The organism is Bradyrhizobium manausense, from assembly GCF_001440035.1.
Classification (GTDB): Bacteria; Pseudomonadota; Alphaproteobacteria; order Rhizobiales; family Xanthobacteraceae; genus Bradyrhizobium; species Bradyrhizobium manausense.
The window spans coordinates 20121-40939 of the sequence record NZ_LJYG01000091.1 but is presented as its reverse complement, the minus strand read 5'-3'; the positions used below and the strand labels follow the sequence as shown (position 1 = coordinate 40939).

Here is a 20819-nt window from a genome sequence, read left to right as displayed (position 1 = left end):
TCTTCACATGGCGTAATCGCGGCTGACGTCTTCTTGAGAACACGAGGATCGGTACGATCGGCGTCAGCAAATCGAAAAGGAGCCGCGCTATGAAGCAGTACGTTGGTCTGGACATCTCTATGGAAGAAACCAGCATTTGCGTTTTGGACCAGGCCGGCGGCGTGACATTCGAAGGTTGTGCGCCGACCAATCCGGAGGCGATCGCTGAGCTCCTAAGGCGTCATGCCGGCAATGCTGAGCGGATCGTCTTTGAAACGGGCTCGCTATCCAATTGGCTTTGGCATCAACTCAGGGCACTGGGCTTTCCGGTGATTTGCCTTGATGCGCGTCACGCCAACGCGGCGTTATCAATGCGTATCAACAAGTCGGATCAAAACGATGCCAAGGGATTGGCCGAAATGGCCCGCATGGGATGGTACCGGGAAGCTGCCGTGAAGGGGGCGGAGAGCTGGAAAACCCGTTCGATGCTGGCGGCTCGAAGCAAGCTGGTGGATCTGCGGCGTGACCTCGACAACCAGATGCGTGGTCTTTGTAAGGGGCTGGGAATATTGCTCGGCAGGGCCGGTTCGACCAATCTGGCTCGCAAAGTCAACGCCGTCCTCGCTGAATCGCCGGATTTGCAAAGTATTTTCGCGCCGCTACTCCTTGCTCAGTCCTGTTTGACCGAGCAAATTGAAAAATTTGATCGAGAACTTCTGGTGATGGCGAAGGGTGACCAAACTGTTCGGCGAATGATGACCGTTCCCGGTATCGGTCCCCTGACCGCTCTGGCCTTCGTCGTTACCATCGACAACCCCGCTCGCTTCAGACATTCCGCCGACGTTGGTGCCTATCTCGGCCTGACACCAAGACGTCATCAATCCGGCGAGATCGACCGCACTGGCCGCATCTCCAAACGCGGCAACCATCAGGTTCGGACTTATCTGTTCGAAGCCGCGAACGTCCTGCTGACCGTTGTCAGGCGAGGTTCTGCGCTCAAGCGCTGGGGCAGCAAACTGACAAAAAGGATCGGCGCCAAAAAGACGAAGGTTGCCGTTGCTCGCAAAATGGCTGTCATCCTCCACTCCATCTGGACCGACGGCACTGAGTTCCAGGCAGAGATGCGCGCCGCATGAAGTAACCCTAAACCGACACCCAGATCCGCCTCCGGCGGAACAAGCGTCCCTGCCGGGACGAAGGTGTTGGCAATCTCGAAGTCGTCCCTGCGGGCGTTACGCACCGCGCTCTTCACATCGAGATGCACACCTCTTGAACGCCATCATGCGGCGGCTGTAGAGACGACCGCGGAAAGAACCATGAACCCGGCAGTGGATGATTTTTGTCTAATCGGGGTTGACACCGTGCCCGCGATTAAAGAACAGACGACTACTTAACGATCTGGCGCACACGCACGATGCATTCGGGCGCGATTGACGCTCCCGCACTTTGCTGCTCTCCGGTTGACGCCTGCGTTGAAGTCACGTCTTGGCGACTAAAGTAAGCCGAGGACTAGTCTAAAGTCATCAAAAGGGCACGCCCGTCCGCTAGACGCTGCCGTCTCACAAGTTGCCATCCGACCTATCTCGCCGCGGACTCTTTCTCGGGACAACGTCATCAGGCTCCCAAATCGGGCGATTTACGTGCGCATCCTAAGCTCATCCGTAATATTACGAGGGGGGCAGTAGCACCCTTTGTCGAAAATCAACAAACTCAGTATTCACGCCCGGCCTTATGCCGTAGCCAAGCGATGCGGGACATGGCGCCAATGCCGCGGAATGGCTCCGGCGGCAACCAGTTGGGTCCGGTCTGCCTTAGGCGATCAGTCAAGAGCTCCGACTGTGAACCGCAAGCTAACTCGGCAAGTAACTTGCCATGAATCGTGCCCTTCACCACGCCCGTGGCGTTGCAGCCGACAGCGCCGAATATGCCGGGCCTCGCTTCGCCGAAATAAAAGCCACCATTCCCACTGAACGCCATGGCGCCCCCCCAGACGTACTCAAACTCGTGTGAGCTCATGCGAGGGTAGCGGTTGCGGTACAGACGAGTCAGTTCCTCGCGTACAGTCTTTGGATCGGTCTCCCTGCCGTATGAAGACATGCTTCGCACGAGGAAGCGGTCTTTCAGCTTGCGCATAGTCATGCCCATGCTGTTGATAGGCGTCATCCCCCAGATCGGTGCGGCACCGAGCTTGGTGAGCTCGTCCACATCTAGGCGCGGCGTGAGTGCGGCATACGTCAGGATGGTGACGGTGCGATCGGGAAGGATCCCAAGATCCCTGGCCTGCCCATTGTTGGCGATAAACAGTCGGTCAGCCGTGAAACTGCCCTTCGTACTATGGACTTTAAACGGTCCATTGCCTTCGACGCGCGTCACGAGTGTTCTCTCGAGTAACGTCACGTTCGCCGGCAGGCTTCCTGCCAGCCCGCGGATTAGGGCGGCAGGTTGAACGAGTGCACGAGGGCGGACATCGAAAGCCGTTGAGTAGTAGTCGGTCCCGAGCTGGGCCACACGTTCCTCGTCGTTCAGAACCCTACAGTTGAAGCCCCACCTGCGCAGTGACTGCAGCCAATCTCCGGCAGCCACGGCACCCTCAGGCGTCGCCGCGGCATTGATCCGCAGCGACTCTTCGTCCCAGTCGCAATCGATGTTATGTTCCCGGATCAACAAGCGAAGCCACTCCTGTCCGGCCATGGATATTCGGACCTTGCGGATCGCGTCATCGTCTGCAGAACCGTATTCATTCGCTGTCGGCTTGGATGGGAAGATCGACGCAAAACCGGAATTGCGCCCGGACGGTCCTTCGCCAATTTCCGACGCATTCAGCACGAGCACTTCCTTGGCCGATTCAAGTTCGGCGGTGCGGCGGGCTGCTGCCAACCCAGTGTACCCCGCTCCGATCACGATCGAAGCAAAGCGAGTATTCGCCGGCTTCTGATCGCGCGGTGCGCGTGGAGGCAGCAGAGCATTCCATCCGCTACGGGTATGATACTGGGTCAAATGCTTGGTGTTTAACATCTCAGCCTCCAGCAGGTGAAGCAACCGTACCATTGGCCACCGCGACGATGGATACCTCGACAGGTAGTTCGGGCGCGGCCAGCGCGGCCCCCACAGTAGTGCGCGCCGGGGCCGCACCAATAGGCATCCAAGCTTCCCAGACTGTATTCATTGATCTGAAATCGCTCATTGAGCGCAAGTGGATAAGCGCCGACAGGATACGGGTCTTGTCGGTTCCCGCCCGCGCGAGCAACCCATCTACGCGAGCCAAGGCCTCCTGTGTTTGTTGGGCCACGTCTCCGACACCGCTCGCAGCTGTCTGCCCGCACAGATACGCCAGGCCATTGTGGCGCACGATCCTGCTCATACGTGGGCCCGTTTCGAATCGCTCAATGGTTGTCGTCATGTGCGTTCCTTCAGGTGTGGTGCGCAGCCACCGATGACATCAGCCGTTCGTCATACGGCCAGCAGGCTGTCTCCACGCCAACCTCCCGCACGTGTTGAATCCCAACTGGTGGATGGCCCAGTCCTGAATGCCAGGACGCTCGATCGTTGTGGGTTGGGCTGAATCATTAGCCTTACATGTATCGAGCGGTTGGGGTCGCAATTCCGCAATGTGGCAGAGATTTCCGCTGTTTTTGTGCACAGGTCAGAACGTGGCGCTCTTCTCCGGCTCAGACGTAAAGTGATACCAAACGGGAGATCCGGCAGCAGTTTTTCCTGCACGCAGTTTTGACGATACAAGCTTGAGATGGCGAGCTTTCGCCAACCGCCGACAGCTTGCAAACTTCTTCTTCAGATTCGCCGACGGGATGCGATTGCGAGTTCAGCGTGGAGCTTCCAAGGAACGGCAGACACTTAAACTAGCAAAACGGCCTGTTCCGGCTCGTGGTTACCCCGCGTATTCGCCAGCGAGAGCCTGATTTTTGCCTAGCCAGCTTCCGTGAGCAACGGAGCATACCCAGCGCTCTAAGGGGGCGCACGTTGGACAAACTGGTGGTCTGAAGTAGCCGTACAAGTTTATCTTCATTTTGCGGCCATGGAGAGCGGGGGGGCCGTTTCTGGTCCTATAGGATTTTTGAACTCGTTGTCTTTGCGATAACCCTCAAGTGCTTCTTTCGCCGCAGCAAGGAGCGCGGGATCCGAAAGAACGTCTGCGGCCACGCCAGCCATAGCTTTCGCCGCGAAGGCGATTCCTTTGTGAGCAGCGGGGGATTTGCCTTGCGCAACCAGCTGCCAGGAATGACCTGGCGTACCGATCGCATAGCTTGAGACTAAGCACTGCACCGTAGGAACGACCCAGCTCACGGTTCCTACGTCCGTGGAGCCCAGTGAGTCAGTGCGAGAGCCCTCCGGGGGGTAGATTTGGCTGCTGAGAGGGTCTGAGCTCACCGGCAAACCATGCCGGCCATATGCCGAACGAATATCGTCCGGCGGGAGAGTGCTTTGGATGCTTCGGGCGAACTCCATATCAAAACTGTCAAACTCCACTCCGCCCAGTTGCATCAGGTTAGCATGCATGGCTTCTTCCAAGGGAGCGTTAGGAACCAAGTTCGCCTCGCCCGAAAGCTGTTTCATCTCCACCCTGGTCTCTGTCATCAGCGCCGCGCCCTCCGCGATCTTCTTGACCCACTCGACCAGACCCCACATTTCATTGAGCTTAAGTGCCCGAACGAGATGACGCACAACGGCACGCGGCTGCACTACGTTTGGCGCGATACCTCCACCATCCACAAGAGCGTAGTGCACGCGAGCCGAGGAGGGCATGTGCTCGCGCATATAATTCACCCCTACGCTCATGAGCTCCACGGCATCGAGCGCGCTTCGCCCAAGATGCGGTGCCGCCGCGGCGTGGGCGGCGCGACCGTAAAACGTGAATTCGAATTCCGCACACGCGAGCGAAGCCGCAGGCCACACGCCGGTAAAGGCTGAGGGGTGCCAACAAATCGCAGTGTCGACATCATCGAACGCGCCAGCGCGAACCAAAAAGCTCTTGCCAGATCCACCCTCTTCCGCAGGGCAGCCATAATAACGCACTCGCCCCGGCAGCCCAGCTTGCGCTAGCCAATCCTTCACCGCCACCGCAGCCAGCAGGGAGGCCGAGCCCAGCATATTATGACCGCAGCCGTGGCCTGAACCGCCCGGAACGACCGGCCTCTGTTCCGCCACGCCTGCTTCCTGGCTCAAACCGGGCAGCGCGTCGTATTCACCAAGGATCGCGATAACAGGGCCGCCTTTACCCGCTTCACCCATCACTGCTGTTGGTATTCCCGCCATCGCTTCTGAGACGGTAAAGCCTTCCAAGGCGAGCGTCTGGCGATGTTCGTTGAATGCGAAGAATTCCTGATAGTTCTCTTCGGGCCGCCCCCAAATCCGGTCGCTTAAACCGAAAAATTTCGTTTTGTGAGATTCAATGCACTCCCAAACCGGTTTTGTGTTCCTCAGCATTGAAATTCCTCGCTGTAAGATCCAATCACTTAGTTGCTCTTCGCATTTTCGCCCCTACTCGCCACCGAGCCCCACATGGGAAGCCTGCATCGGTCAACCAGAGATGAAGCGGCAACACCATCTTTGAATTTGCGACGCCCGCGTCTCGCCGAAGACGCTCTCTGTGCGAGATTGGGCGATCTGCCACGACAATCGTCGGCAAAGGTGCTCCGCCTGAGACGGAATGCGGCGTTGAGAATGCTTGACATGCCGAAATCCATCACAGGTCTGAATGTGCCGCTTTGCCGCGCGCATGGCCAGCACTGGCTGCTGGTGAACTCAGAACCTATCAGCAGCCAACTCGACCGCCGGGTCGCTCCCGCAGCCATTCCATGGTCTCCGCAAACGGGCTTCAGAGTTACAGTAAGCACAACGCTTCAAACAATCGGTGGGACCAGAAGTCGAACCGCCGTTCTCTATGGCGCCAAATTGAAATGCACTTTTAGCGCGCGCCAGGTGCCCAGGTAATGAGTGCCGGTGGGGCCTCAAACGCCTGTCGCTTGCCATCAGACGCGTGCATCCAATGCCGGATCGGATCCGCCACCCATAGTGCGACCATCTGGACGCAGTGCAGAACGATAGCGATCTTGCGTGGCCATGGCATCAAGGCTTCAACTCCTGGCCGACGTAGCCGACCCAGAAGGCGATCGTGGCGCGGTCGATAACGATATCTTACCTCGCCGAACGGTGCGCCGGCCGATAGGCCGTAAGTGCCACCGATACTTGGTACCGATCACATGTGCGACGAGATGCACAGTAGGCAGTTAACCCCGGAACAATCGGCTCGGGAGGGTGTGCCGCAGAACGACACCGTGAGGCGCAGCAAGCCAGCTTGGGGCGACGAGCCACGATCTACCCGGTATTGCACCGGAGCGACGTCGAGCCTGGACTCTTAACCATCGGATCCCAGTTGCGAGCCCTGTGCGGCCACCAGAAACGGGATTGACATGGTTGCGTTGCGAATTCGGTGCTAAAGGCGCCGGGCGGATTTGCGCACCGCGGTACAGAGCGATGCGCGCAACATGCTAGTCAGCAAGCCAGCATCGCCGACTGCCGCGATTGTGAGCATGCGGCCGCGGCCTCGATTCGGGATGCGGCGAACAGGGACTGACTGACGCGTCTCGCGCAGTCACTACAGGCAGTCACACCGCATTGTGCGGGCGACAAGCGGGTGACCGGAAGAAATTGCCGTCGAATGGCCAAAGTACATGATCTGTCGTTCTTCGGCCATTTATCGGAAGAGGTTCTTGCCTAGAGGTAACTGATGCAGAACAGACGGGCACGCTCGCTCGGTGAGCAACGTGACCGGCTAGGCGAAGCCGTTGGTCGCAGCCCACAGATGCTGGTTGCAGCGCTTTCGATGTAAACATTAAGCAGTAAGGAGAGCGTATTTTGTCGTCGCTGCTCTGTGCTTCGAATTCAACAAGACGTTTGCCAAAGAAGCCGCGCACAGAAAAACTTGAATAGGTGAGAAATAATAGCAGGATTCCGGCATTGCCAGGCTCCACATTAGGGGAATCCAACCTAGGGCGCCGATTACATCTGAGCAACAATACAATCTTTACGATTGATCAAAGTCACTCGCAAAAGTCAAAGCTCTGGGATGGAAAGATGGAGGCGATGGTAAGGCGCAGTCGGCGCCTCGCTCAGGTGGGCTAATCCTGTTGTCATTCCGGTTTTAGTGAGAAGCTTGGCTCCGACGGCATCGTTAGTTGGCAGCGTGGGCATCTGGTTGATGGTGGAAAGTGAAGGCTGCACCACTCCGGCGGCCTCAGCCGAATCTCGCCCGGCGGCTCAAAATGTCAGAGGTAATCCCTCTGGCGCTCTCGCATTCACACAACTCTTGGGGATCCACGATCGTGAGCCATTTTGACAGTTCAGCGCGGACGTCCACGTCCGATCAACATCAGCTTGGTTCGCTCGTTGAGGATGTGAAGAAGGGGGGCTGTCGCGTCGCTCCTTTGTTCAGCGCCTGATCGCTGTCGGATTCACCGCGCCAATGGCGACCCAGATACTCGCTCTTGGCGGCGTCGCGATGGCGCAGAGCGCGTCTTTCTACAAGCCGACCAAGCGCGGCGGCGGGGGCGCCCTACGGTTGTTGTGGTGGCAGGGGCCGACCCTACTCAATCCGCATTTCGCCGTTGGCGAAAAGGACCTGGATGGCTCCCGCTTGTTCTATGAGCCTCTCGCTAGCTGGGACGCCGATGGCCACCTCAACCCGATCCTCGCTGCTGAGATACCGTCGCTCCAGAATGGTGGCCTGAGCGCCGACGGAGACTCGGTGATTCGGAAGCTCAAGCCCGGGGTTAAGTGGCATGATGGGACGGCATTCACCGCCGATGACGTAGTATTCAATTGGGAATATTCTCGGGACCCTGCAACAGCTGCGGTAACAATCGGCACTTATCGCGACGTCATCGTCGAAAAAGTGAACGATCTTATCATCCGTGTCGCCTTTCCTAAGCCGACTCCATTCTGGGCAGTCGCCTTTGTGGGCCCATCTGGCTGTATCATCCCCAAACACTTATTTTCGGAATTCAAGGGCAAGAAGTCCCGCGAAGCTCCAACCAATATGAAGCCGGTCGGCACTGGCCCGTATAAGTTCGTCCAGTTTCAGCCGGGCGACCTCATTCGCGGTGAGCTCAATCCCGACTACCACATGGCAAACCGCCCCTACTTCGATTCCATCGAGATGAAGGGCGGCGGTGATGCCGTATCGGCGGCGCGCGCCGTGATCCAGACCGGCGACTTTGACTTTGCCTGGAGCATGCAGGTCGAGGACGAGGTGCTGCAACGCATGGAAAAAGGGGGCAAGGGGAAGGCCGTCTATATCAGCGGAAACAACCCGGAGACGCTCTTCATCAACTTCGCCGATCCAAATACTGACGTAGATGGCGAGCGTTCATCAATCAAGGTCAGGCACCCGGTGCTCTCGGAGCCGGCAGTGCGGAAGGCGCTTTCCTTGCTCATTGATCGCGAAACCATCAAGAAGGCGATCTATGGACGTGCTGGCCGCATCTCGGCCAATTACGTCAACGGTCCTGAGGAGTTTGTGTCTAAGAATACTTCGTGGGAGTTCAGTATCGAGAAGGCCAGTGCACTTCTCGATGAGGCCGGATGGAACCGTGGTGCCGACGGCATTCGCGAGAAAAACGGGAAAAAGCTAAAATTTGTGTACCAGACCACGATCAACGGTCCCCGTCAGAAAGTACAGGCGATCGTGAAGCAGGCCTGCCAGAAGGCGGGCATAGATATCGAGCTAAAATCCATCGTTGCCTCGGTCTTCTTTTCATCCGACGTTGGCAATCCCGACACCTTTTCCAAGTTTTACGCAGATCTTGAGGTATTTGCTTCTACGATGCTGCAGCCTGATCCAGGCCGGTTCTTGAATAGCTTCAATTCCCGCAATATCGCCGCTAAGGAAAACAAGTGGCAGGGAACTAACTTCCTTCGCTGGGTCAATAAGGCTTATGATGCGGCACTGGAGGCGGCAGATACCGAAACCGCCCCCCCGATCAAGCGAGCAGCCTTCTACGTCAAGTGCAACGATCTGCTTTGGCAGGACACTGCGCTCATTCCTCTTATGCAACGTCTCGTAGTGCACGCTAGCTCCAACACGTTGCGGCCGGCACTCTCAGGTTGGACCAGCGCAACGGACAATCTTCAGGACTGGTATCGCGAATCCTGAACGCCGTGTAGCGCAACTTCATTTGTAAGTTTATCGCTTCTATCTCTCCGCTTGAACGCGGGCCTATCGAGGAGCCGTTCAACCTTCCCGGACCGGACCCAGGAGCATTGTCGTCCATAAGTAAGTACATTCTGCGCCGCCTCTTGAAGCCAACTGCGTGACGCGCTCGATGCGCGACGGGTGATCTGATGGCGCGAAGCATTTTCCGGTGCTGGGCGGCCTGTTGTCGCGCCAAGTCGTCAATGGCGTGTCATTTCTCGGTTCAATCGCGGCGAGACGCTCGGTCTCGTCGGGGAGTCCGGGTGCGGCAAGTCCACGGCGGGACGCTGCGTGCTGCGCCTGATCGAACCCAGACCGTGAGGACGTGTTCGACGGCCAGTACGTGCGTAAGCTCGGCGGCAGACCTGCGATCTCTACCGCAACCCACAGCATTGCTACACGAAAGCGCTGCTCTCGGCGCCAGGGTAGTTTGGCCGGGATAGGACCACTTCGCCGTTTGGCGCCGCGGCTGCTCCGGGTTATCGCGGAGAAAGAATATCTGTGAACTGGGCGGTCTGATCCGTCTGTTCGAAATCCTGCGCGGCGGCAAATAAGATCGCCGGATTAATGCGTCGTTTGGGCTTCAGAGTTGCAGGTTTATGCCGCTGTTACGACTACAAAGGACAGCTCACCAAGGAGATTGTAGATGAAAGTCGGTGTTCCCAAGGAAATCAAGACGCATGAATATCGCGTGGGACTGACGCCTGGGGCCGTCCGCGAATACGTGGCAGCTGGACACAGCGTGTTGGTCGAGACCAATGCCGGTGCGGGAATCGGCGCCACAGATGACAATTACCGCAAAGCCGGCGCGACAATTGCGGCCTCTGCTCGCGAGGTGTTCGCGTCCAGCGAAATGATTGTGAAAGTCAAGGAGCCACAGGCGTCCGAATGGACTCAGCTCCGAGAGAATCAGATTCTATTCACTTACCTACACTTGGCGCCAGATCCGGAGCAGGCCAACGGCCTTATCAAGTCCGGATGTACCGCAATCGCCTACGAAACGGTGACTGATGCCCATGAGGGGCTCCCGCTGCTTGCGCCGATGAGCGAGGTCGCAGGTAGGCTTTCAATCGAGGCAGCTGGTGCCGCGCTGAAGCGATATGCAGGCGGCCGTGGCCTGTTGATTGGTGGTGTGCCGGGGGTTCAGCCGGCTCGCATTGTGGTGATCGGAGGCGGCGTTGTCGGTACACACGCTGCGCGTATGGCGGCCGGCTTGGGCGCCGAGGTTACAATCCTTGACCGCTCGATTCCTCGCCTTCGCGAGTTGGATGAACTGTTCAAGGGGCGGGTTCGTACCAGGTTCTCGACAATCGATGCTGTGGAGGAAGAGGTCTTCGCCGCAGACGTCGTTATTGGCGCGGTGCTCGTTCCTGGCGCGAGCGCGCCGAAGCTGGTTAACCGCAGTATGTTGGGCTCTATGCGAAAGGGCTCAGTGATCGTTGACGTTGCGATTGATCAGGGCGGATGCTTCGAGACATCGCGGGCGACGACACACGCTGATCCCACCTACGAGGTAGAAGGGGTCATCCACTACTGCGTCGCCAATATGCCTGGAGCTGTCCCGCTCACCTCGAGCCAGGCTCTGAACAACGCTACGCTGCCTTTTGGCTTGGCTCTCGCCAACAAAGGATTTGCAGCTGCCCTCGAAAATCCGCATCTTCGTGCCGGCCTAAATGTCTATCGGGGCCGGCTTACTTACAAGGCTGTGGCCGAGAGTCTCGGGCTGCCATTCTCCCCGATTGAACAGGCTGCGGCCTGATCCCAGAGGTCCTCTAGGGGACATTTCCTCCCTGACTCGGTGGCCACTCCTTCGGAGTGGCCACCTTTTTGTAAGCTGCGGAAGACTTTACTCGGCAGAGACCACGTGGTTTCTGCCGCTTGATCCGTATCCAAGGTCTCTAACGGCTGACGGTTCGAACGCCAAGAATGCGCTTGCGCAGCTCGGTGATATTGAGTGCGCGCGACCACCGCGCCGAGACCAAAAGCGCTGAGCATCGTGCCATACGTTTGTGCGACGCCATGCAGCAGGTCGCGAGCTACAAGCGACATGAGCGCGATAATCGCGCCGCCGATCACACCCATCACCATGGAGCGCACCAGCACGATCATGATCGAAGGCGAATTGATGATGTAGCGCGCACCTGAAACGATAGCGCGACTAAGCTTCTCAGGCGGCAGACGACTCGGTACAGAGTTGCGTTTCCATAAGAACAACGCGACAATCAGCGGAAAATAAAGGAAGGCATCGGTGCGAATGCAGCTGCCGCACCCGCGGTTGCAACTACGATACCGCCAATGGCCGGACTCTCGTTTCGCGCAATGTTGTAGCTGATACTGTTCAGCGCCACTGCCGCCGGAAGGGTTTCCACGGCACTTGCTCGCTGACCGAGGATTGCCAGGCCGGATCCATCAGGGCCATGCCGCTGCCGACTACGAAGCATAACGCCAGCAACAAATTTGGAGTGATCAAGTCAAGCCAAGCGAGCGCCGTCGGCGCGGACGCGCCGGCGAGTGCGATACCGACAGAGACCAGTGCAACGATACGCCGGTCGTGCATGTCGGCGATCGCACCGGCCGGCACTGAGATGAACATGACCCGCAACATCAGAGCGGTCTGCACTAGCGCGAGCTTCGGCTGACGATGTCATCTGGGTCATTGCCCAAGCGGCGCCGACGCCCCGAATGAGAGCGCCTAGATTGGCAAGCACGCTCGCTATCCAGATGCGCCGGAAGGTGAGAAAGCGGAGTGGCGAGGTGATGCCATCAGCGCTAACCGTCTTCGGCTTGGACGAATTGGTCATCTCGGCCCCTGTCTCGCATCCGATTATTGGATTGCAACGGCCGTTGATGGTCCAGCTTGACCGTTAGGAAACGGTCAGACACTTCGTCCGATTTGCACAGCTCGAGTGCGAAGGCCTTACCGCAATGGTCAACGCCCTGAAATTGCCATGGAACAGGATACTGCCCGCCTCGTGTGTGAGAAGCCGTCTCTCGTGTTGTAAGGGCAGCCTGTGACAAAGCCGTGAGGTGGTCTGGATGAGGCGTGCTCTCGGTGAGCTGGCTTACCGCCCTCGCGGCATCTTCCGGTCGCCGCGATCCCGACCTCGACGCTGATGCCGATTGTCGTGAGTAGGGAGCATCGGCCCTTCCGCCACGGTACGCGGGAGCAAGTTGAGCTACTTCGTCAAGTGAACCGCAGAGGAGCTTTCGCGAAGTTCTTATATTTTGCATCGTCTCGTCAGAGTGGATGCCTCACGCGATCAATTGACGAGCCGCTTGGTCGAGCTGGCTGCTTGGAAAATCAATCCGAAAGGAAACCGCTTCAGAAAGCGTGCCAGCGAGTAGAGTAGAGCACCGAGGCGACTGTTTTTTGGCGCTGTATGCGAATGAGCGATGAAAAACCGCACGAAAGACTTAGTCCGAGGGAGGAGCGCCACGTTCACTCCTCCGACGGAGACTCAATCGGAATGGCAAAACCTGTCTTCACACGATCCATTATGACCATTGTTTTGAAGCCTTTGATATCCGAATTCTCATAGAAGAAGCGACGCGTGAACTGTTCATAGTCCTCCATGGTTCGGGCGGTAATGTAGAGAACAAAATCGGCGTCGCCCGTGACGTAAAAGCCGTTGACGACCTCAGCAGAGGATTTGATGGCCTTCTTGAACTTGTCGATGATGTCTGAACGCTCTCGTTCGAGGCTCACCAGCACAAGCATCTGGATGGGCCTTCCCACCGCTCTTGCGGAAACGATCGAGACATCGGCTTCAATTATTCCGTCCGAGCGGAGGCGTTTCAGCCGGCGCTGACATGCCGTTGCAGAAAGCCCCGCCATTTCACCGATGACCTCGGAAGTTAGTCGGTTATTCTTTTGGACGATCTCCAGGATGCGGGCGTCTATCCGGTCGTATTGCATGATTGAGCTCCAGCCTTCGGGTGCATTCCGTCGCCAAGTGCATCTGCGTTGCAGGAAATCGTCCGAGCGATGGGTAAATGCGACGCAAATCTCTATGCACTATGAGTATCCTGAATGCATGTGCAATTTCAACAAAATGACCGCGTGGGACCCCCAAATGGTGTTTCAAAGTAGCCGGCACAAACGTCCGCACTCGGTCGGTCTGGCTAGCAGGTATCTGCAGAATCTGCGCCGTCGTGATTTTCTGTCTGGAGCGGCGCTCGTCGACGGACAGTGGGTGTCCGGCGGCGAGCGAGACCCTGTGATCGATCCCGCGACGGGCGAGGAGATCGCGGATGTTGCTCGTTGCGGGGCCGCAGGGATGGAGGTGGCGATAGCTGCCGCCGAGCGGTCTTTCCCCATGTGGCGAGAATTGCTGCCGGCAAGGAGAGGCGCGATTCTCCGGAGTTGGGCCTCATTGATGATTGAGCACGAGGAAGAGCTCGCGATCCTGGTGACGAGCGAGCAAGGGAAGCCGCTCGCTGAGGCGCGTCAGGAAATAGCGTATGGTGCTGGCTTTCTTGAGTGGTTCGCAGCAGAAGGGGAGCGGGCATACGGGGAAACGATCCCAAGCCATAAGCTTGGAAGCCTTCTTCACGTGCGAATGCAGCCAGTAGGTGTCGCGGCGGCGATAACCCCGTGGAATTTTCCTATAGCGATGATCACACGGAAGGCGGGGGCCGCCCTCGCTGCCGGATGTCCGATCATTGTTAAGCCTGCTCCCGAGACGCCGCTCTCTGCGATGGCGCTGGCGAGGCTAGCCGAGCAGGCTGGGCTTCCGCGGGGCGTGTTTCAGGTGCTTGTCGGCAATCCGATCGAGCTTTCGACGCCCCTGTTGAGCGATACAAGAATACGCGCTCTTTCGTTTACGGGTTCTACCGGAGTGGGCCGTTTGCTTCTTGAAGGGGCAGCCGAGAGCGTCAAGAAAGTATCACTAGAGTTGGGTGGCCATGCTCCTTTTCTGGTGTTTGACGATGTCGATCTTGAGAAGGCCGTCAAGGGTGCGATGGTAGCAAAATTTGCTACGTCTGGTCAGGACTGTTTGGCTGCTAACCGCATCTACGTGCAAAGAAGCATTTATGGCGCCTTCGTCGAACAGTTTGCCGCTGGGATCGCTCAACTGAGAATTGGCCATGGTCTGGAGGCGACAACAGATATCGGGCCAATGACCAAGTTGTCAGTCGCCGACAAATGCAGGTCTCACATCGATGATGCGGTGAAGAAGGGAGCGCGCGTTGTCTCGCCGCAGCAGGACGCGAGCTTGGGTCCCAATTTCGTTCCTCCGACGTTACTTAGCGACGTCACCGAGAACATGCTCATCGCTCGCGAGGAAACATTCGGGCCTGTGGCAGCCGTGCTTCCGTTCGACTCCGAAGAAGAGGTTATCGCTCGAGCAAACTCCAGCGAAATGGGCCTCGCTGGGTACGTCTATACGGACAATCTACGTCGAGCGATGCGACTGTCAGAGCGGATCGAATGCGGCATGCTTGGTATCAATACGGCTTCATTTACTGGCCCACCCATTCCGTTCGGCGGGTGGAAACAATCTGGGCTCGGTCGCGAAGGGTCGCGCCACGGATTGGCGGAATTTATGGAGCTGAAATACGTCTGCTTCGGCGACCTGGCGGCTTAGGAGAGCGCATGATTGACATCAAGACCATTGCTGAACGGGATCGCTCAAGTGTTCTGCATCCTTTCACTCAGCTCAAGGATTTCGCCACTGGTAAGATTGGTGACCCGACGATCGTCACCAGCGGAAAGGGGATCCATATCAAGGACGCAGAGGGGCGCAGTTATATCGACGGCTTTGCTGGCCTTTACTGTGTAAATATCGGTTACGGTCGCACCGAAGTGGCCGAAGCCATTGCGCGGCAAGCCTATGGTTTGGCGTACTACCACACATATGCAGCGCACACGACCGAAGAACTGGCTACGCTTTCGGATCGCCTCGTGCGCATGGCGCCTGGCAAGCCAAGCAAGGTGTTCTACGGGCTTTCGGGATCGGATGCCAACGAGACTCAAGCAAAGCTCGTTTGGTACTACAATAATCTATGTGGGCGGCCTAAAAAGAAGAAGATCATCTCGCGTGAGCGCGGGTATCATGGTTGCTCGGTGATCTCCGGTTCGATGACTGGCATGTCATTTTATCACGATCGTATGGACCTACCTTTCCCGGGGGTTCTCCACACGGGCACGCCGCATCATTATTGGGGTGCTGAACCGGGCGAGACAGAAGAGGACTTTTCTCGCCGGCGAGCGGCCGAGCTCGAACAGCTAATCGTGAGAGAGGGTCCAGAAACGGTCGGCGCTTTCATCGCTGAGCCGGTGCTCGGCACGGGTGGTATCACGCCGCCGCCTGCGGGTTACTGGCGTGAAATCCAGGCGGTGCTAAGGCGGTACGACGTCCTTTTGATTGCCGATGAGGTCATCTGTGGATTTGGTCGAACCGGCGCTGACTTCGGGAGCACGCTGTATGGAATCGAACCAGATCTTGTCACAGTCGCCAAAGGGCTGACATCCGGGTACATGCCGCTATCGGGAGCCATCGTCGGCGAGAGAGTTTACAAGGTCATGGAGGAAGCCGCTGATCGCGTCGGAGCATTCTCTCATGGCTATACTTACTCCGGCCATCCGATCGCGGCAGCAGCCGCCAACGCGGTGCTCGACATCGTCGAGAAGGAGCGACTGAGCGATAGAGCCCGAACCGTCGGCGCTCACTTTCAAAAACGGCTCAGGGAGCGGTTTGCACAGCTGGAAATCGTCGGGGAAGTTCGAGGCGTGGGCTTGCTCGGGGCGATCGAGTATGTTGCGGATCGCCAGACGAAGCGCCGATTTGATCCGGAGTTGAAGGTCGGTGCCCGCATCTCGAAGGCGGCTCGCGATCGGGGGCTTATTGCACGAGCGATGCCGCATGGAGAGATTCTTGGCTTTGCACCGCCTCTGGTTGTTTCCGAGGCTGAGATCGACGAAATCGTTGAGCTGGCCTATCAAGCAACCAAAGAGGTGATGGACGAACTGGCGAATAAGTAGGCGCCATTGAAGCTCAATGGGGCCGTCATGCAAAAGCGTGTTGCTCAGGGCACCGGGAGCAAGCTGCCACCCGATCGACGCTGCTGAGCAGTGAATCCGGAGCGAAAGTGACTATGTCCGATCATAAACGAAAAGTTGCCTTGGTAACCGGGGCAGGCCGCGGAATTGGCAAGGCGACCGTTCTTGTTCTTGCCAGACGCGGCTTTGACGTCGCCGTGCACGACATCGACGCGACGACGGCGGCCGAGACCGCTGCGCTGGTTCGAGAACTTGGTGTCGAGGCGGAAAGCTATGCTGCCGACGTTTCCGACAGCGAGGCGATGCGCGATGTCGTAGCGGCTATCGAACATCGCTTCGGCCAGATCGATGTGCTGATCAATAACGCGGGCATTGCGTCTGACCGCTGTCCGATCGAGCAGGTCACCGAAGCGATGTTCCAGCGCTCAATCGGTGTACATGTTGGTGGTACGGTATGGACGACGCAAGCGGTGGCTCCTGGCATGAAGCGCCGCAATTCCGGCAGTATTGTCAACTTGTCCTCGATCCAAGCGCTCGTGGGCTGGACCGAAGGCGCGACCTACAACGCGGCTAAAGGCGCGATTTTGGCGCTCTCCAAGGGCTGGGCCAAGGAATTAGCCCCCTGGAACATCCGGGTCAATGTCGTGGCGCCAGGCCATACCGAGACCGAGATGACGGCCCGCAACGACCCGCCTGAGTTGCGCGCCGCTAAAGCCAAGACGATCCCACTCGGCCGCTATGGACAGCCCCACGAAATGGGGGAAGCGATTGCTTTTCTCGCAAGCGACGAGGCCTCTTTCATCACGGGGCAGGTGCTGAGTCCGAACGGTGGCTTCGTCATCACATGAGTGCGCTCACGGCCATATCCTCCAGTCCGCCATCGGGTATTCCCTCTGGGCGTTCGTCCGATGTGTGGCTCAGCGCACATATTCTTTGGAGGAATTTGCTCCGTTCGACATGGGATCCACGCATCCCGTCACTTGTGGACGAGAGCCGTTTCATGACTCGTGTGCAGTTCAGAACAACAATTGCGGCAGCTTTAAAGCAGCTCGTACTAGGTCTCTGTATCCAGCGCTGTGCGCAAGGGATCGGCGACGATGCTCCGCGTCGACGACAAAGCCCAATGGTCGCGATTGCAGGGAGGACGCAATGTTGGCCAATGAGCTGACCGTCGAAGGTGAGCAAGAACGATCGTCTTGCCATTTCACAATAGAACCCGGGCGTGTCTGAATGGACCTAACACAACCGGGTCACCAACCATCGAACATCAATTCGTAAGGAACGCTATGTCTACCAAAAACACCAAAACTGGTGCTCAAGCTGTAAGTAACGCGCTTGTCGAGCTCGGTGTCACTCACATCTTTGGCATGGACACGCCTGAGCCTCTGTATATCGATTTGGACCCGAGCATACGGGCAATCACGGTCCACGATGAGCGTGCCGGTGCCGTCATGGCCGATGCGTTCGCCAGGGTATCGGGACGGGTCGGCGTATGCGGCGCGATACGTGGCCCCGGTGCGACGAACCTGGTCTCAGGACTAGCGGAGGCGTATAACACGTCAACGCCAGTATTGGCTCTTGTCAATGACATTGCTACGCCCAATATGGACCGCAACGCCATACAGGGCATCGATCACGTTCGTCTGTTCGAGCAAATGACCAAGTGGGGCAGGCGGGTTGATGCGCCAGAACGCGCAGCCGACTACGTTGCCCATGCGATGCGTGTGGCGACGACCGGCCGGCCGGGGCCAGTGGTGATCGCCTTTCCGGACTCCGCCCTGACCAACGGGCCGGTTAACCCCGTACAAATCACAGAACCCGCCACGTACCCGCGGGTGCGCATAGCAGCAGATCCATCGTTGATTGAGCAAGCCGCGCAGCGGATCAAGGCGGCCGCACGCCCGATCGTGATCGCCGGCGGTGGGCTGCACCTGTCACAGGGCTACGATGCGCTGCAAGCGCTGGCCGAACGGCTGCAGATTCCTGTTGCGACGACGCCGTTGGGCAAAGGCGCAATTGCCGAAACGCACCCGCTGGCCGCCGGAGTCGTCGGATCCTACACCGCGGGCGAGGGTGCACGCGGGTGGCTCGCAAACCAAGCCGTGCGAGAAGCGGATCTGGTGGTCCTCGTGGGGACGAAGACCGACTCGATTGCGACCAATGATTACACGATTCCCTCGCGCGACCAGCAGATCATCCACATCGACATCGATCCGGTGGAACTCGGAAGGACGTACGTAGCTCTCGAGATTGCCGCGGATGCAAAGCTGGCGCTTGATCAACTTGTCCAGGCAGTTCCACAACGCACAGAGCCGTCTGCATGGACTAGAGGGCTGCAGTCAAAGATCGCGGCTTGGAACGCCACCTTCGAAGCTTTGGACCTCGGTAAAGGCTCGATCGATCCACGCCAGATATATCGATCCCTTAATGCTTTGCTTGGCGAAGATGACATCGTGACGACCGATGCCAGTTACTCCTCGGCTTGGGGGATGGACTTGCTGCGTTACAAGAAGGCAGGGCGTAAGTTCCTCGCGCCTCGTGGCTTCGCCGGTCTCGGATGGGGCGTCCCGGCGGCAATTGGAGCCAAGTTCGCAAAGCCGGATTCGGCCGTGTATTGCGTGACTGGCGACGGAGGCTTCGGCTACGTTGCAATGGAGATGGAGACGGCAGCGCGCTATGGGGTACCGATTTGTGTGATTGTACTTAACAACAGCATTCTAGGTTTCCAGCAGCACTACGAGAAGCACCGCTTCGGCAAGACGGTCCAGACTTCTTTCACCCCGGTCAACTACGCTGACCTGGCGCGCACGCTGAACTGCGATGGTATACGTGTGACGACGCCGGCCGAGCTCGAGGATGCCCTTCAGGGTGCGCGAGGGTTGAGCCGTCCGCTGCTGATTGACGTGGTGGTGCCAGCGGAGGCGCGCCCCCCGATCAGCACCTTCGCATCCGCGCCGGCCGACGCGCAACACTAAGAGTGGCGGCAGTCCAAATCTCAGTGCCTACCTGCAGGCCGAATGTACTCGCCTATTCAGTATTGCCGGATCTTTCGACCCGGCAATTACTGGCAGATGACAAAGCGGCAACTCGACTTGCAAACTTACGCTGCTGACCTGTCGCCTCGACGAAACCTAAAGCAGGACCAATCAGTGACTATATCCCAAAAGTTGCGGATGAAATTAAAGGATGCGTCCCTTGCAGTCGACAAAGCTCTTGTCGGCGCGGAGTGGCTGTCCGCCAGCTCGATTGGGACGAGCTTTGATGTCACCAACCCTTCGACCGGCGAGGTGATCGCCACTCTGCCGGACATGGGCAGAGAGGAGGTAGATCGCGCCGTAAACGCTGCCTTTGCTGCACAGAAAGCCTGGGCAACGCGAACCGTCAAAGACCGGGCCGCCATCTTGCGTAAGCTCTACGATTTGATGGTTGCTAATGCCGACGATCTCGCGACGATCCTCACGATGGAGATGGGTAAGCCCTGGCCGGAGGCCCGGGGCGAAATCCTCTACGGAGCCTCCTACGTTGAATGGTTTGGCGAAGAGGCGAAGCGGACCTATGGCGATACCATACCTGGTCATCAGGCAGATAAGCGCCTTATCGTGATCAAGCAGCCGGTTGGAGTCGTTGATGCTATCACACCTTGGAACTTCCCGAACGCGATGCTGGCTCGGAAGATTGGCGCCTGCTCTTGCAGCTGGGTGCAGCATGGTTTCCAAGCCCGCTGCCCAGACGCCGCTTTCCGCGCTCGCTCTCGCCACACTCGCCGAGCGCGCAGGACTTCCGCCGGGTCTCTTCTCAGTACTGACGGCGACTGACGCGGCCATGATCGGTCAGGAACTCTGTCGGAATGACAAGATCCGGAAGCTGACCTTCACAGGATCGACCCATGTTGGCAAGATCCTGATGCGTCAAGGAGCCGATCAGGTATTGAAGCTTGGCCTTGAGCTTGGCGGCAACGCGCCGTTTATCGTCTTCGACGATGCTGACCTCGACGCCGCAGTCGAAGGCGCAATGGTCTCAAAGTACCGTAACGCTGGCCAAACCTGCGTCTGCGCCAATCGCCTGTACGTCCAGGCCGGTGTCTATGAAGCCTTCGCAAACAAGCTCGTCGAGCGGGTTAGGAAGATGAAAATCGGTGATGGCTTCATCGACGGTGTCACGACGGGCCCGCTCATCGATGAAAGCGCTATGAAGAAGGTTCAGGAACATGTGTCCGATGCCGTCTCAAAAGGCGCAAGGGTGGCGATTGGTGGCAACCCCGCTCCTCAAGGTGGGCTGTTTTATGAGCCTACCATTCTGACGGGCGTTACTGCCAATATGAGGCTGTCGACGGAAGAGACCTTTGGACCAGTGGCGCCGCTGTTCAAGTTTGACACTGAAGAGGAAGTCATCGAACTGGCGAACAACACCGAATTCGGGCTCGCCTCCTATTTCTACGCGAAGGATGTCTCGAAGATCTTTCGCGTGGCAGAGGCGCTCGAATACGGCATGGTTGGCATCAATACAGGGATGATCTCGACGGAAGTGGCGCCGTTCGGAGGGACCAAGCAATCCGGAATCGGACGTGAGGGCTCCAAGTATGGTCTCGATGACTACACTGAGTTGAAGTACCTGTGTTTGGGTATCTGA

Annotated in this window: 11 protein-coding genes and 3 pseudogenes; 9 read left to right on the top strand and 5 right to left on the bottom strand. The window is 57.9% G+C overall.

Annotated elements, in window-relative coordinates:
• The first annotated feature begins 89 nt into the window (after positions 1-89).
• Positions 90-1115 (top strand): IS110 family RNA-guided transposase, encoded by a 1026-nt coding sequence (locus AOQ71_RS21630; RefSeq protein WP_057748104.1) that lies wholly within the window; start codon positions 90-92, stop codon positions 1113-1115.
• 574 nt (positions 1116-1689) lie between these two features.
• Here AOQ71_RS21630 and AOQ71_RS21625 read toward each other — a convergent pair.
• From AOQ71_RS21625 to AOQ71_RS21615, 3 genes are all read right to left on the bottom strand, one after another.
• A complete protein-coding gene (locus AOQ71_RS21625; protein WP_063958282.1) occupies positions 1690-2994 on the bottom strand; it encodes an NAD(P)/FAD-dependent oxidoreductase in 1305 nt (434 codons plus the stop codon).
• Between the two features lies 1 nt (position 2995).
• The gene (locus AOQ71_RS21620) at positions 2996-3379 is read right to left on the bottom strand and encodes a RidA family protein (RefSeq protein WP_057750706.1); all 384 of its coding nucleotides are present in this window, start codon (positions 3377-3379) and stop codon (positions 2996-2998) included.
• A gap of 620 nt (positions 3380-3999) precedes the next feature.
• Complete coding sequence (locus AOQ71_RS21615; protein ID WP_083514391.1) at positions 4000-5421, bottom strand: amidohydrolase; 1422 nt, start codon at positions 5419-5421, stop codon at positions 4000-4002.
• Positions 5422-7319: 1898 nt separating this feature from the next.
• Between AOQ71_RS21615 and AOQ71_RS21610 the strand changes: the two are divergent.
• The 3 genes and pseudogenes from AOQ71_RS21610 (at position 7320) to ald (ending at position 10946) form a co-directional block, all read left to right on the top strand.
• Positions 7320-9148: pseudogene (locus tag AOQ71_RS21610) on the top strand (peptide ABC transporter substrate-binding protein).
• Between the two features lie 252 nt (positions 9149-9400).
• The gene (locus tag AOQ71_RS50340) at positions 9401-9508 is read left to right on the top strand and encodes an ATP-binding cassette domain-containing protein (protein WP_167353990.1); all 108 of its coding nucleotides are present in this window, start codon (positions 9401-9403) and stop codon (positions 9506-9508) included.
• Positions 9509-9833: 325 nt separating this feature from the next.
• Positions 9834-10946, top strand: a complete 1113-nt coding sequence (gene ald / locus AOQ71_RS21605; RefSeq protein ID WP_057750700.1) for an alanine dehydrogenase — start codon at positions 9834-9836, stop codon at positions 10944-10946.
• A gap of 160 nt (positions 10947-11106) precedes the next feature.
• Here ald and AOQ71_RS21600 read toward each other — a convergent pair.
• Both AOQ71_RS21600 and AOQ71_RS21595 read right to left on the bottom strand, forming a co-directional pair.
• Positions 11107-11988, bottom strand: a pseudogene (locus AOQ71_RS21600) (MFS transporter); the annotation flags it as partial.
• A 638-nt stretch (positions 11989-12626) separates the two neighbouring features.
• Positions 12627-13103: an Lrp/AsnC family transcriptional regulator gene (locus tag AOQ71_RS21595; RefSeq protein WP_057750689.1), complete on the bottom strand. Its 477-nt coding sequence runs from the start codon at positions 13101-13103 to the stop codon at positions 12627-12629.
• A 157-nt stretch (positions 13104-13260) separates the two neighbouring features.
• On the opposite strand from AOQ71_RS21595, the gene AOQ71_RS21590 reads away from it, so the two are divergent.
• The 5 genes and pseudogenes from AOQ71_RS21590 to AOQ71_RS21570 all read left to right on the top strand — a co-directional run bounded on the left by AOQ71_RS21590 (position 13261) and on the right by AOQ71_RS21570 (position 20819).
• Entirely contained in the window at positions 13261-14775 is a 1515-nt protein-coding gene (locus AOQ71_RS21590; RefSeq protein WP_057750723.1) for an NAD-dependent succinate-semialdehyde dehydrogenase, read from the top strand.
• A gap of 8 nt (positions 14776-14783) precedes the next feature.
• On the top strand, positions 14784-16172 hold the full coding sequence (locus AOQ71_RS21585; protein ID WP_057750685.1) for an aminotransferase: 1389 nt from the start codon (positions 14784-14786) through the stop codon (positions 16170-16172).
• Between the two features lie 113 nt (positions 16173-16285).
• On the top strand, positions 16286-17038 hold the full coding sequence (locus tag AOQ71_RS21580; protein WP_057750676.1) for an SDR family NAD(P)-dependent oxidoreductase: 753 nt from the start codon (positions 16286-16288) through the stop codon (positions 17036-17038).
• 438 nt (positions 17039-17476) lie between these two features.
• Positions 17477-19165 carry a thiamine pyrophosphate-binding protein gene (locus AOQ71_RS21575; RefSeq protein ID WP_057750670.1) on the top strand — a complete coding sequence of 563 codons (1689 nt, stop codon included), beginning with the start codon at positions 17477-17479 and terminating at the stop codon, positions 19163-19165.
• 174 nt (positions 19166-19339) lie between these two features.
• Positions 19340-20819 (top strand): annotated as a pseudogene (locus tag AOQ71_RS21570) (NAD-dependent succinate-semialdehyde dehydrogenase).

Excerpts from the sequence above, each read along its gene's own strand:
- AOQ71_RS21585 (WP_057750685.1), top strand. The coding sequence starts at position 14,784 with ATGATTGACATCAAGACCATTGCTGAACGGGATCGCTCAAGTGTTCTG.
- AOQ71_RS21625 (WP_063958282.1), bottom strand. The coding sequence starts at position 2,994 with ATGTTAAACACCAAGCATTTGACCCAGTATCATACCCGTAGCGGATGG.
- AOQ71_RS21580 (WP_057750676.1), top strand. The coding sequence starts at position 16,286 with ATGTCCGATCATAAACGAAAAGTTGCCTTGGTAACCGGGGCAGGCCGC.
- AOQ71_RS21595 (WP_057750689.1), bottom strand. The coding sequence starts at position 13,103 with ATGCAATACGACCGGATAGACGCCCGCATCCTGGAGATCGTCCAAAAG.
- AOQ71_RS21620 (WP_057750706.1), bottom strand. The coding sequence starts at position 3,379 with ATGACGACAACCATTGAGCGATTCGAAACGGGCCCACGTATGAGCAGG.
- AOQ71_RS21630 (WP_057748104.1), top strand. The coding sequence starts at position 90 with ATGAAGCAGTACGTTGGTCTGGACATCTCTATGGAAGAAACCAGCATT.
- AOQ71_RS21615 (WP_083514391.1), bottom strand. The coding sequence starts at position 5,421 with ATGCTGAGGAACACAAAACCGGTTTGGGAGTGCATTGAATCTCACAAA.
- AOQ71_RS21575 (WP_057750670.1), top strand. The coding sequence starts at position 17,477 with ATGTCTACCAAAAACACCAAAACTGGTGCTCAAGCTGTAAGTAACGCG.
- ald (WP_057750700.1), top strand. The coding sequence starts at position 9,834 with ATGAAAGTCGGTGTTCCCAAGGAAATCAAGACGCATGAATATCGCGTG.
- AOQ71_RS21590 (WP_057750723.1), top strand. The coding sequence starts at position 13,261 with ATGGTGTTTCAAAGTAGCCGGCACAAACGTCCGCACTCGGTCGGTCTG.